General features: G+C 71.0%; 9 protein-coding genes. 4 read left to right on the forward strand and 5 right to left on the reverse strand.

Annotated elements, in window-relative coordinates:
* Window positions 1-67: 67 nt before the first annotated feature.
* The 4 genes from IF46_RS0118610 to IF46_RS0118625 all read right to left on the reverse strand — a co-directional run bounded on the left by IF46_RS0118610 (window position 68) and on the right by IF46_RS0118625 (window position 4914).
* On the reverse strand, window positions 68-2794 hold the full coding sequence (locus tag IF46_RS0118610; protein WP_030489616.1) for a hypothetical protein: 2727 nt from the start codon (window positions 2792-2794) through the stop codon (window positions 68-70).
* Between the two features lie 76 nt (window positions 2795-2870).
* Window positions 2871-3179, reverse strand: a complete 309-nt coding sequence (locus tag IF46_RS0118615) for a cupin (protein ID WP_030329959.1) — start codon at window positions 3177-3179, stop codon at window positions 2871-2873.
* Complete coding sequence (locus IF46_RS0118620) at window positions 3176-4126, reverse strand: LLM class F420-dependent oxidoreductase (protein ID WP_030489617.1); 951 nt, start codon at window positions 4124-4126, stop codon at window positions 3176-3178. The genes IF46_RS0118615 and IF46_RS0118620 overlap by 4 nt, the downstream gene beginning before the upstream one ends.
* A 2-nt stretch (window positions 4127-4128) precedes the next feature.
* Window positions 4129-4914, reverse strand: coding sequence for an ABC transporter ATP-binding protein (locus tag IF46_RS0118625; RefSeq protein WP_030489618.1), 786 nt, complete (start codon window positions 4912-4914; stop codon window positions 4129-4131).
* Window positions 4915-5183: 269 nt separating this feature from the next.
* Between IF46_RS0118625 and IF46_RS0118630 the strand changes: the two genes are divergently transcribed.
* Window positions 5184-6209 carry an ABC transporter substrate-binding protein gene (locus IF46_RS0118630; RefSeq protein ID WP_030489619.1) on the forward strand — a complete coding sequence of 342 codons (1026 nt, stop codon included), beginning with the start codon at window positions 5184-5186 and terminating at the stop codon, window positions 6207-6209.
* A gap of 103 nt (window positions 6210-6312) precedes the next feature.
* Window positions 6313-7170, forward strand: a complete 858-nt coding sequence (locus IF46_RS0118635; RefSeq protein ID WP_030489620.1) for an ABC transporter permease — start codon at window positions 6313-6315, stop codon at window positions 7168-7170.
* Between the two features lie 204 nt (window positions 7171-7374).
* Here the strand turns inward: IF46_RS0118635 and IF46_RS0118640 are convergent, their stop codons facing one another.
* Window positions 7375-8553 carry an ABC transporter substrate-binding protein gene (locus tag IF46_RS0118640; protein ID WP_030489621.1) on the reverse strand — a complete coding sequence of 393 codons (1179 nt, stop codon included), beginning with the start codon at window positions 8551-8553 and terminating at the stop codon, window positions 7375-7377.
* A 446-nt stretch (window positions 8554-8999) separates the two neighbouring features.
* On the opposite strand from IF46_RS0118640, the gene IF46_RS0118645 reads away from it, so the two are divergent.
* The gene (locus tag IF46_RS0118645) at window positions 9000-12122 is read left to right on the forward strand and encodes a sensor histidine kinase (protein WP_030489622.1); all 3123 of its coding nucleotides are present in this window, start codon (window positions 9000-9002) and stop codon (window positions 12120-12122) included.
* Entirely contained in the window at window positions 12119-12526 is a 408-nt protein-coding gene (locus IF46_RS0118650) for a roadblock/LC7 domain-containing protein (RefSeq protein ID WP_007465177.1), read from the forward strand. Before IF46_RS0118645 ends, IF46_RS0118650 begins: the two co-directional genes overlap by 4 nt.
* Window positions 12527-12613 lie beyond the last annotated feature (87 nt).

The following is a 12613-nucleotide window of genomic DNA, read 5'->3' on the forward strand; positions in this document are numbered from 1 at the left end:
AGCCCGGTATCCATGAACCCGAGTGAATCAAGCGGGGCCGGTCGGTGCGTCTGTGCTCCTCATGACCTCAGTCGCGGTGGTGTCGACCGGAGGAGCGCAGCGACCGGCGGCCGTTCTCCTGCTCTGGCTCGTTGTCCGACACCGGCTTGCTCAGACCGGCGACCCAGTCGACGAACTCCTCGTCCTGGGTCGCCAGCGGCTCCGTCACGTCCGACGCCTTCGGGCTCTCTTCCTCGGCCCGGGACCGGTTGCGCCGGAACAGCCCACCGAGCCGCCCTCGCCGGGAGGGCTGCTCGGCCACCTTCGGGGGCATCGGCGCGCCGTCGGTCTGCCCCGAGTCGCCGGTGCCGCTGGTTGCGTCGCCGGTGCTGGTTGCGTCGCTGGCGCTACCGGATGGTGCGCCAACCGGGCCCGCAGACTCGGTTGAGCCGGGGCGTTCGACCTGGGTTGTCGACTCGCTCGTCGTGGTCGGTGCCGTCGAGCTGTCCTGCGAGCCCTTCGACAGCGCACGTCGAGAGGTGTCGAACGCATTCCAGGTGCCCACCCGGCTCAGATCCGGCAACGGTGCCCGATGCCGGGACCTGGGCGTCTGCCCGGTCGACTCGGCTGACCCGTCCGGCGTCTCCGAGGTCGTTGCCGCCGGCTCGGATGCCTGTGGTGGCACCGTCCAGGTCGGGGTGACCGGCCAGGCCGACGGCGCGGGCGTCCACAGGTCCGCGTCCGGGCTGGGGGTGCTGGCCCCGAACAACCCAGCGGTGGGTACGTCCTCGGCTGCGGGCCGTGCGCTGTCGGTGTTACGCGCTTCGTCGATCGCAGAATCGCTGATCGGGGAGGTCGCGTCGGGCAATGCTGCCTTGCTGCCCGTGCCGGCCGCACCGGTGGCTTTCGCGCCACCAGCGCGGCTGGCGCTGGTGGCCGACGCTGGCTTCGAGCCAGCCGACGGGGTGGCCGGTGTGCGCTTCGCGCCGGCTGCTGCCGTACCGGAGGTTGCCTCGGCGCTGACGCTCTGCTGGCTGGGCACCTGAGTGTCGGTGGCCGCGTCGGAGCCGGCGCTGTCGGCGGAACTACCGGCCCGCGAGCCCTTCGCCGTGCGGCCGACAGCGGTCTGGCCGGTAGCCGTCGCGGTGGTTGCTGTCTCGCTGGCGACCGTCGCGGCGGTGGCCGTCGTGGCGTTGGCTGCCGGGTCGTTGGCTGCCGGGTCGCTGGCTGCCGTGGCGGTGGTTGCCGGGTCGGCGGGGGATGTGTAGTCGGCCGAGGTGGACGCCGTGGTGTCCGGGGTGGCCTTCGGCTTACGGCTCCGTCGCGGCTTGAGCGTCGACGGCGCATCGGCCGTGCCGGGGTCGGCCGGGCTCGCGCTGGTCGCCGCAACCGTCTTGTCCGTCGTGCTGCCCGTGCCCGTCGGGGCGCTGCTGGCGGCGGTGGTCGCGTCCGAGTTGCTCGTCGTGTCCGTGCTGGGGCCGGCGGTCTCCTGAGGAGTGCTGCGCCCACCGGTCTGCGTGCCGGTCGGCTCGTCGACCGCCCGGTCACCCGTCGGGGTCGCGGCGTCGGCGCGTCCAGTCGGGGTGGTGTCGGTAGTGGCCGGGGCATCGTCCAGGCTTGCCGACGGCGTCTGCCCTGCGGCGGTGAACTCACCGGTCGGAGCGGTCAGCCAGGCCGCGGGCGTCGCCGGCGCGGCGGGAGTTGGACCGTGCTGGCCGCTCGCGGTGGTCTCGGGCCAGTCCCAGTGGGCCGGGACGGTGCGTACCGCATCGGGGCTGCCGGCTGCCCACGGGCCCGCAACGACGCCACCGGCCGTCGCGTCGGTAGCCGGCGCGGCGTCGGTGCGCTCGGCGGTGTCCGGGTCGTTCACCGGGATCGTCGACGCGGTTTGCGGCAGGGCCGGGCCGGCGGGCAGCGGGCCCAGGATGGCGGAGGGCTCGATTGCCCGCGGATCGCCGGAGCGGAGGCCCGTCGGCCAGCGCAGCAGCGCGGCGGCGGCCGCGCCGAGCGCCCCGGCGAGGATTGCCATCAAGGAGCCGTAGTAGGGGGCGGCCTGGTAGCGGTCCACCGCGTCACCCGGGCCAGCGGTCAGGTAGGCGAACGCCACGAGCACCGGACCGGCCACCCCGGTGGCCCCGCTGACCAGCGGATTCTGGCCCCGCCAGCGAGCCAGCCCGGCGGTCGCCGCGCCGGCCAGCAGCGCCACCGTGGGCAGCAGGAGCAGCGCCAGCCGCTGTGCGGCGGCGTCGTTGAGCCAGCTTGGCTCCAGTACGCCGAGCCGGACGGTCGGCAGGGGGCCGACCGTGCCGAGCGACGGTAGGACGGAGATCAGCGCCAGCAGCCAGACCACGCCGGCCACGGCTGCCATGTTCCAGCCCAACTCGGGCCGGAGCAGGACGGCGATCGCGGCGCCCGCCCCGATCACCGCACCGACCACGGCGCAGATGCCGACCGCCCAGACCGGGTCGACGGAGATCAGCTCCGCGGCGCGGGCGGGCTGCATGCAGAGCGGGGCGATGACTGTGGCACCGAGCGCCGCCGCGCCACCGATCGCCAACTGTCGGCCGGTGCTCGCCGCCGGGGCGTCGCGGTGAGCGAGGCGTCCGGTCAGGACAGCGCCGGCGACGGCGGCGTTCGCGGCGAACCAGCCCACCCAGACGAGCTGGGCTGGCCACTGGTTGACGGTCGTACCGGTGAAGGCGCCGGTCAGGCGAACGATGCCGAAACCGTACGCGACGCCGAGCTGGCCGGCTCCGGCCAGCACGCTCACCCCGAGCGCCGTGAGCAGCAGTCTGCCCCAGGTCCGAAAGGCCATGTCGGGCACGTTACGCACCCGGTACACCGGACCGCCACCGGCGCGCCGCGCGGCACGCCGGTGGCGATCGGCGGGTCTACTTGAGTTCGACCAGCCGGGCCAGGTAAGTCGTATCCCCGACATTGGTGAGCATGTGTACGGCGCCCGGGTCCCGGTAGACCACTCCGCCGGTGGGCTCGTCGGCGTCGATCCGGGTGCCGTCGACGGTCTGTACGACGTTCTTAGCGCCCTCGATCGCCACCACCAGGTAGGGGTGGTCGTGCCGGTGCAGCGGTTGCCGCTCGCCCGGTTCGAGGCGGATGTGCCACACCCGGACCCGGTCGTTCTCGTACACGATCTCCTGGCCCACCGGACCGAGTTCGGTTCCGTCGATCACGTCGGTCATCGTGCTCCGTCCAGTTGGGGCAGCACCTCGGCGGCGATCAGCTCAAGGTGGTCGAGATCATTGAAGTCGATCAGGCGTAGGTGGACCCGCGTGGTGCCGATCGCGGCGAACTCGCTGATCCGTTGCGCGAGCTGCGCGGGGGAGCCGACCACCGGGTCCTCCGGCGGCAGCGCGCTCTTCTCGTGCAGCGGCGCGGCCCGACGCTGGGCCTCCGCGTCGGTCCGGCCGATGGCGACGACGATCCCGGCGGAGAGCACCAGCGGGTCACGCCCGGACTCCGTCCGCCCGGTGCGCTCGCACGCATCGAGCACCCGGTCGTACGCCGCGGCGGTGGCCGCCACGGACTTGAACGGCATGTTGAACTCGTCGGCGTATCGGGCGGCCAGCTCGGGGGTGCGCTTGGGGCCGCGACCGCCCACGATGATCGGCGGCCCGGGCACCTGGACCGGCTTGGGCAGGGCCGGCGCGTCCACCAGCTGGTAGTGCTCGCCCTTGAAGGTGTAGGTCTCGCCGGACGGGGTTCCCCACAACCCGGTGATCACTTCAAGCTGCTCGGCCAGCCGGTCGAAGCGTTCGCCGACGGCCGGGAACGGGATGCCGTACGAGGTGTGCTCGCGCTCGTACCAGCCGGCGCCGATGCCGAGGTCGACTCGGCCTCCGCTCATCTGGTCGACCTGCGCGACCATCACCGCGAGGGGACCGGGCAGGCGGAACGTGGCCGACGTCACCAGGGTGCCGAGCCGGATCCGCTCGGTTTCCCGGGCCAGCGCGGCGAGGGTCAGCCAGGCGTCCGTCGGGCCGGGCAGGCCCGGGTCGGCGCCCATCGACTGGTAGTGGTCGGCGCGGAGGAAACCCTCGTAGCCACAGGCCTCGACCAGCCGGGCGAACCGGAGCTGGGTGTCGTAGCTGGCGCCACGGTTCGGCTCGGTGAAGACCGACACCCGCATGGTCAGTGTCCTTTCGCGCCGGCAGTGGCCGGCTGCTCGCGTTCCATCAGTAGTTCGTGCAGGTCGGCGCTGACCCGGGCCACGTCGGCCAGGTGGGCGTTGCGGCCGAGGGTGCGGGGCCGGGGGATGGCCACCTCGACGACCTTGCGGATCCGGCCGGGGCGGGGGCTCAGCACGACCACCCGGTCGGCGAGCAGCACCGCCTCGTCGATCGAGTGGGTGACGAAGACGATTGTTGGCTTGTTCTCCATGTGCACCCGCTGGAGTTCGCCGGAGAGCTCCTCGCGGGTGAGCGCGTCCAGCGCGGAGAACGGCTCGTCCATCAGCATCACGCGGGGCTCACCGATCAACGACCGGCACAGCGACACCCGTTGCTGCATGCCGCCGGAGAGTTCGTGCGGCAGCCGCTTCTCGAAGCCGGCCAACCCGGCCACGTCGAGCAGTTGCCGGGCCCGCTCCCGGTGCTTGGCACGGCCCCAGCCGAAGATCTCCACGGGCAGCAGGACGTTGTCCAGCACGGTGCGCCAGGGCAGCAGTGCCGGCTTCTGGAAAAGCATGGCGATGTCCTGGCGGGGACGGGTGATCGGCGTGCCGGCGACGGTGATCTCGCCGGCGGTCAGCGGGAGCAGCCCGGCGATCAGTCGCAGCAGTGTGGACTTGCCGCAGCCGGAGCGGCCGAGGATGGCGACGAACTCGCCCTCGGCCACGTCGAGGTTGATGCCACGCAGCGCCTCTACCCGGCCGGAACGGCCCTCGAAGGTACGGGACACCCCGGCCAGTCGGATCATCTCCGGCGTACCTCCGCTGAGTGGACGGTCAGGAACCCGACAAAGGCTAGCGGGCCCGTTGGTGTATCGCGCCGACCGGGGTGGTCGTCAGGTTGTTTCCGTTCCGCAACCCGATACGCCTGGCGTCGCAACTGTGGGTTTCTCGTACGCTGTGCCCGCGAAGAGTCCCTTCACTACGGCGGAGCCGGCTTCGACCCCTCCAGTCGGCCCGTCACGACAACCCCCTCCGGTGGCCTGCCGCCTCCGGTCGGAAAGGACATGGTGCACTGATGAGAAGGCTGACCCGTACGGTCGCTACGGCCGCGCTGGCCACCGCCCTCGCCCTCGTCTCCGCCTGCAGCAGCGGGTCGGATTCGACCGAAGCCAAGGGCGGCGACGGCAAGCTGGAGAAGGTGACCTACCTCACCTCGTTCGGCACGTTCGGCCGTGACTCCTACGCCTACGTGGCCAGGGAGAAGGGCTACTTCAAGGAGGCCGGCTTCGAGGTCGAGATCAAGCCCGGTCAGGGCACCGGCGGCGTGATCTCGACCATCGTCGGCGGCCAGGCCCACTTCGGCCCGATCGACCTCACCGGCGGCCTGCTCCAGCTCGGCAACGGCCAGGCGAAGGACTTCACCGCGGTGGCCGCGATCCAGCAGCGCACCATGGCGGGCATCGCCACCGTCGAGGGCAAGAACATCAGCTCGCCGAAGGACCTGGAGGGCAAGAAGCTCGCCGACACTCCCGGCTCCGTGGTCCGCAACCTGTTCCCGACGTACGCCCGGCTCGCCGGTGTCGACGCGAGCAAGGTGACCTGGGTCAACGGTGAGGCGCAGGCGCTGATCGGCATGCTGGGTTCCGGCTCGGTGGACGGCATCGGTCAGTTCGTCGTCGGCCAGCCGACGATCGAGGCGGTGGCCAAGAAGAAGGCCGTCATGCTGCCGTACAGCAACGTGATGCAGGACCTCTACGGCAACGTGCTGATCACCTCCTCGAAGATCGCCAAGGAGAAGCCCGAGATGGTGAAGAAGTTCACCGCGGCGCTGCTCAAGGGTCTGGAGTACAGCCTGGCCAACCCCAAGGAGGCCGGCGAGATCCTGAAGAAGAACGTCGACACCGCCAACCCGGTCGCCGCCGCCGCCGAGCTCGAGCTGATGGCCGCGTACGTGCGTTCCGGCAACACCGGCACCGCGATCGGCACCCTGGACAGCGGCCGGGTCGCCAAGAGCATCGCCATCCTGCAGGGCGCTGGCGCGCTGAAGCAGAACATCACCCCCGAGCAGATCATCGACTTCAGCCTCGCGCCGAAGGCCTGATCGTCCGGTCGTCATCAGGGGGTACGTCCCGCCGATCTGGGTGGGGCGTACCCCCGTCGCTCGTCGGCCCCCGGCGGGCCGTGGGATTTCGAGGAGGACAGAGATGACCGACGTCCGGTCAGCGGACCCGGTGGTGGCGCAACCTCCACCCCCTGGTGCCGGTCCCGAGGCGGGGCGCGTGGGTCGAGGTGCCGGTCTGCGGGCCGGGGCCGGGGCGGCGCTACCCGTGGTCGGCATCCTGATCGCGTTGGCCGTGTGGTGGCTGATCGCCCGACTGGAGCTGGTCCACCCTGCCGCCCTGCCGCCCCCCGGCGACGTGCTCGGCGCGTTCGTCGAGAAGCCCGCCCAGCTGCTGGAGCACACCTGGGACACGATGCTGGAGATCCTGACCGGCTTCGCCCTCTCGGTGGCCGCCGGTGTGCTGATCGGGCTCTCCCTGGCCAGCTCCCGCGCTGTGGAGCGGATGTTCACGCCGCTGCTGGTCGCGGTGAACGCAGTGCCGAAGATCACGCTGGGCCCGCTGCTGGTGGTGGCGCTCGGCTGGGGTCAGAAGCCGATCCTGACCATGGTGTTCCTGCTGTGCTTCTTCCCGATCGTGCTCTCCACCGCGACCGGGCTGACCACCACGCCGGCCGACCTGGCCGAGTTGGTGCGCTCCTGGAACGCCTCCCGCTGGCAGGCCTTCCGCAAGGTGCGCTTCCCGGCCGCGTTGCCGCAGATCTTCGTCGGGCTCAAGGTGGCCATGCCGCTGGCCGCGATCGGCGCGGTGATCGGTGAGTTCCAGGCCGGCGAGCGCGGCCTCGGCTACCTCATCACCCAGTACGCCGGCAACGGCGACACCGCCACCGCCTGGGCGGCGATCATGCTGGTGGCACTTGTGAGCATCCTGCTCTACTCGGCGCTCCTGCTGATCGAGCGGATCGCCCTGCCCTGGGTTCGAGAAACCACAAGCAGCCGCTAACCCAACAAAAGAGAACACCCCCCCAGAAACGAAAGGGCCGGCCTCCCGGTAGGAGGCCGGCCCGTTCCGTCGAAGCCGCAGGCGAGCTAGGTGTGGCCGACCGTGCCCGGCGGAGGGATCAAGCCTGACCGCCCGGAGCCGGGCACGGTCGGCCACACCCCCACCTGGCACCCGACGAGCCCGCCAGATGAAAGGCCAGAAGCGTTACCCCGCCAACCGCCAGCGCCCATTACGGGCGACAAGCGTGGTGAGCGCCTGCGGCATCAGGCCGCTGTGGTTGTCCGGCGTCATCCGGATCGGGCCGGAGAGGCCGTCCATCTGGGACGTCTCTAGCACGTCCCGAAGGCCGTTGCGGTTCACCTTCCCGACCTCGCCACCGGCGCGCAGTTCCGCGTCGGCGATCAGCTGGATGGCATCGGCGGCGAAGGACGAGGACCCGTTGTAGCCACCGAAGCGTGCCGTGTAGTCCTGGAACCACTGCCGCCGCGCCGCCTTGGCCGGCGTGGTCGCGATCACGTCGTCGATCACCATGGTCTGCGTGAAGATCAGCGTGGCCTTCTCGGTCGCCTTGGCCGCTGCGCCGAGGAAGAGGTCACCGGCCGCCCCCGCGTCGAAGTAGAGCGATCCACGGAAGGTGGTCTGCTGGGCGCTGGTGGCGGCCAGCGTCGCCTGCTCCGGAGAGGTCCAGAAGACCAGCGCGTCGGGCTTGCCCGACGCGAGCTGCTGGACCTGCTGGCTGACGTCGGTGTCGGTGGTCTTGGCCCGCTGCTCGCGGAGCGTGATTCTGGCCTTGTCCAGCTCGCTCTTGAGTGCGGTCGCGCCCTCCCGACCGTAGTCGTCGTCACTGACCAGCATCCCCACCTTGCGGATGTTGTTACGACGCAGTTCGGTGGTCAGTGCGGCGGCGCTGTCCTGGGCGTTGGGGCCCAGCTTGAACATGTAGCGCCGAGCGGCGACTGGGCTGGCGATCGCACCGGAAGCGGCCAGCGCAATAGTGGGAATCTGCTTCTCGTTGATGGTCCCGACTGCGCCGACGGCACATTCGTTGCAGCCGCCCATGATGATGGCACTGACCCGTGAATCGCTGCTGAAGTCGACGATGTTGCGAAGTGACTCGGCTGAGTCGGAACGGTTGTCCTTCACCTTCAGCTCGACCTTCCGGCCGTTGAGCGCCCCAGAGGCGTTCAACTGATCGCGCTTGAGTTCGAGGGCTCGCTGGTATGTCCGGCCAACCGGGGCCGCAGCGCCGGACAGTTCGAGGTCAACGGCGATCACGATCGGACTTGTGTCCTGCTCCGCTCCACCAAACTGGCAGCCGGTGAGCGTGGTGGCCACTACGGCCGATGCGAGCGCCGCGATGGTCGCGGAGCGGATGGGGCTCAACTCAGTCCTCCAGGTGCGGGCGCGGGCGCTGCCCGGTCACCGCCGCTAATCCGTCCTCAGTGGAGGACGGGATCTCCTCTGACGTACGGTGTGTGCGCGAAGCCTGCAAAACCTTGCCAATGGCCGGCGCTGTGGTCAAGCGCGGACCCCGGCTGCATTTTCGGGACGGCCATCCCACATGCTGGGGTAACGCAATGTTTGCAAAAGCTCACTTTGCATACACGCGTCACCACTCTGGAGTCACATGCCCTGTTCAGGGGCCTGCGGAAATGAAGGTATCAGTTGCCCGGATCACGGGATGCGCTCCCTCCGACCGTTTCCTACCTCACTGCGGCTTCCCAAACAGGATCTTCTCTGATGAAATCGCGGCCGTGCCGCGCGTGGTCCCCTCCGCTTACGGCATGGCTCGGGGGTTCAAGCGGGGAAGAAACGACGGAGGCGATGTCGTGAGCACCGGACCGACGACTCTGCCCGCGCTCGGCGATGGCGGTCGGCGTACTCGCCGACGGTTGCCGAGGCTGCGGGACGCCCGGATCCGGTCCAAACTGGCGCTGATCCTGGTTGTCCCGGTGGCGGCGGTGATCGCGCTGGCCACGGTCCGCCTGATCTCCGTCGGCGAGGGTGCCTTCGACGCCACCCGGGCCCGGTCACTGACGGCTCTCTCCATCGACGTCAGCGCCCTGACGCAGGACCTCCAGGCCGAACGGATGGCCGCGGCCGCGTTCCTGGCCAACCCGCAGCAGACGGCCGACGCGTACAACCTGCGAGTCCGCAAGACGCAGCAGCAGGTGGACGCGTACCGCGCCGAGCGGGGCGAAATCGGTGAGGTGCCGGCGGCCCTGCGGGACCGGCTGAAGGCCATCGACGACCACCTGGCCACCCTGGACAGCACCCGGCAAGAGGTGCTGGACCGCCGGCAGATGGCGGTCGCCGAGGCGGTGCTCCGCTACGGAGTCATCATCACCGACATGGTCTCCTACGGTGACGGCCTGGCCCAGCTCCCCGGTGACGAGAGCCTGGCGGACAGCCGCCGGGCGGTCGCCTCCTTCGCCCGCGCCAAGGCCGCCGTCGCCGAGGAAGAGGCGGTGGCCTTCACCGCGCTCACGGCCGGTCAGCTCGACTCGGAGCAGTTCTCCTCCTTCGTGGCAACGTTGACCAGCCAGCAGGAGGCACTGGTCTCCTTCTCCCTGGCAGCCGACCCGGTGCAGCGTTCCCTGGTCGACAGCACCGTCTCCGGTGACGCGGTCGGCCTGTCCGACCGGGTGGCCACCGACATCACCCGCTCGGTCGGGCAGCGTGCCCTGGTCTCCGCGCAGGACGCCACCGCTGCCATCGGCGCCGTGAACGACCTGATGCGCTGGGCCGAGATCCAACTGCAGGACCGACTGCTCCAGCAGGCCGACGAGGCGCGCTCGGACGTCATCCGGCAGGCCGTGGTCGAGTCGACCCTGGTGCTGCTGACTCTGCTCATCGCCGTCTCGCTCGCCGTCGTGCTGGCCCGCTCGCTCAACCACTCGCTGCGCCGGCTGCGTGAGGGCGCCCTCTCGGTGGCCAACCACGACCTGCCCGACGCGGTGCAGCGGCTGCAGAACATGGGCAGCGTGGGTGACGGCGGGGTGGACGAGATCGTCCGGCAGGTCCGGGATCCCATCCAGCTCAACACCCGCGACGAGGTCGGGCAGGTGGCGCTGGCCTTCAACGTCGTACACCGGGAGGCGGTCCGGGTCGCCGCCGAGCAGGCGGCACTGCGTACCAGCGTCTCCGCGATGTTCCTCAACCTGGCCCGCCGTAGTCAGACCCTGGTCGACCGGATGATCGGCGAGCTGGACGCGATCGAGCGCGGCGAGGAGGACCCGAAGCGGCTCGCGCAGCTCTTCGAGCTGGACCACCTGGCCACTCGAATGCGCCGCAACGACGAGAACCTGCTGGTCCTGGCCGGGGCCGACTCCGCCGCACCGCGTCACGACAACGCGTTGGTGGTAGATATCCTGCGCGCCGCCCAGTCTGAGGTGGAGCTGTACAACCGCATCGAGTTCGGGACGGTGGACACCGACATCTCGGTGGCCGCGCACGCGGTCAACGACGTGGTCCGCCTCGTCGCCGAACTCCTCGACAACGCCACCCGGTTCTCGCCGCCGAACACCACCGTGGTCGCCGACGGTCGCCGGATCCGCGACTACGTCCTGATCCAGATCGAGGACCGTGGGCTCGGCCTCACCGACGATCAGCTCGACTCGCTCAACCGCCGGCTGGCCGCCGCGCCGAGCGTCGACGTCGCCGCGTTCCGCCTGATGGGTCTGGCCGTGGTGAGTCGGCTCGCCTCCCGCTACGGCATCCGGGTGGAGCTGCGCCGCAACGTCGAGGGCGGCACCGTCGCCCAGGTGACGCTGCCCGCCGCCACCGTGGTGCTGCCCAGCAACCGGGGCCGCGAGCAGGTGCTCACCCGGCCGCGTCAGCCGATGGCCGTGGAGCAGACGCCGCTCACCCCGATCGGTCACGCCGAGCAGTTCTCCGGTGCCGCCACGTCGGCCGCGACGCTGCCCGACCAGTGGCGGACCAGCGCTCCGGCCCCCGCCCAGTGGCAGTCGCCGCTGGACTCGCGGGACACCACTCCGGCCGTACAGGCGGGTGGCTACACCAGCCCGCGCTCGACCATGCCACCCGTACCCGCGCCGGCTGCCCCGGCACCCGCCGCCCCGCTTCCGCCGGCCCGCCCGGCCTACAGCAACGGCGCGGGCGCCTCGATGGGCAGCCCGACGGTGGCCTACCCGACCATCGACCCGCTGCCTCGGCGTGGCTCCACCGCGGATGCCGCGGATGGGCACGGCGTCCAGGGCCTTCCGGTCGGGCCGGTCGCCGGGCCTGGCGCGGTGGCACCGCCGGCACCGCCGGCTCCGCAGTCGCTGCCCGCCGCACCGGTCAGCACCCGACCCGATTTCCCCGCCGAGGCTCCGATCTTCCGGGAGATGGAGGCGGTCTGGTTCCGGTCGCACGGCAACGACGCCACCGCGATCTTCACCCGGCCCAACTTCGACGAGCCGCCGGCGCCCGCCACCGCCGCTCCGGCCGACGCCGGCCCGCGCGCGGGCAACGGGAGCCTGCCGAGTGCCGCGTCCGTGCCGGCCGCGGCACCGGCTCGACCGAAACTGCCGACCCGCACCCCGGGCAACTCCAACACCGACACCACGACCACCGATGGGTTCAACGCGCGGCCATCGGCTCCGCCGTCGTACACCCCGCCCCCGGCTGCCCGGACGGCCCCGGCCCCGGCCCCGGCCGCGCCGGCCGTGGACCCCGATGCCTGGCGGACGGCGGCGGACGAGGGCTGGTCCCGAGCCAGTCGGGCCGCCGAGCCAGCTCCCGCCGGCACCACGCGATCCGGGTTGCCCAAGCGGACGCCGCAGGCACAGCTCGTGCCGGGTGGGATCGAACCGAAGAGCGGCCGCGACCGCAGCCGGCGGACCCCTGATGAAGTACGTGGTCTGCTGTCGGCCTACCACCGTGGTGTGCAGCGCGGTCGGTCGGCCGGAACGGACCTGAACAGCACCTCGACCAAGGAGAGCCGATGAACAGGCCAGCTGCCATGCAGGACATGGGTTGGCTGCTCACCAACTTCGCCGACAGCGTGGCAGGCATCGCCCACGTGGTGGCGGTGTCCGCCGACGGGCTGCTGCTCGCGTCCTCCCGGGATCTGCCGGGGGACCGGGCGGACCAGCTCGCTGCGATCACCTCCGGCGTGGTGAGCCTGACCGAGGGCGCGGCCCGGATGTTCAGCGCGGGCGGGGTGTTGCAGACAGTCATCGAGATGGACAGCGGGTACCTCTTCCTGATGTCGATCAGCGACGGCTCTTCGATGGCCGTGCTGGCCGCGCGCAGCTGCGACGTGGGCCAGGTGGGCTACGAGATGGCCCTGCTGGTCGAGCGGGTGGGTGCCGCGCTGGTGCCGCTGCCACGCGACGCGGTGCGTTCTTAGCACGGCAAGCCGGCGCTCGTTCCGAGCGCCGGACCAGGGACAAGAGACGGCGCAGTCCGGCTCGACGAGGGATGAGGAGGTGATCGG

The sequence above is a fragment of the Micromonospora chokoriensis genome, from assembly GCF_000718555.1.
GTDB lineage: Bacteria > Actinomycetota > Actinomycetes > Mycobacteriales > Micromonosporaceae > Micromonospora > Micromonospora chokoriensis_B.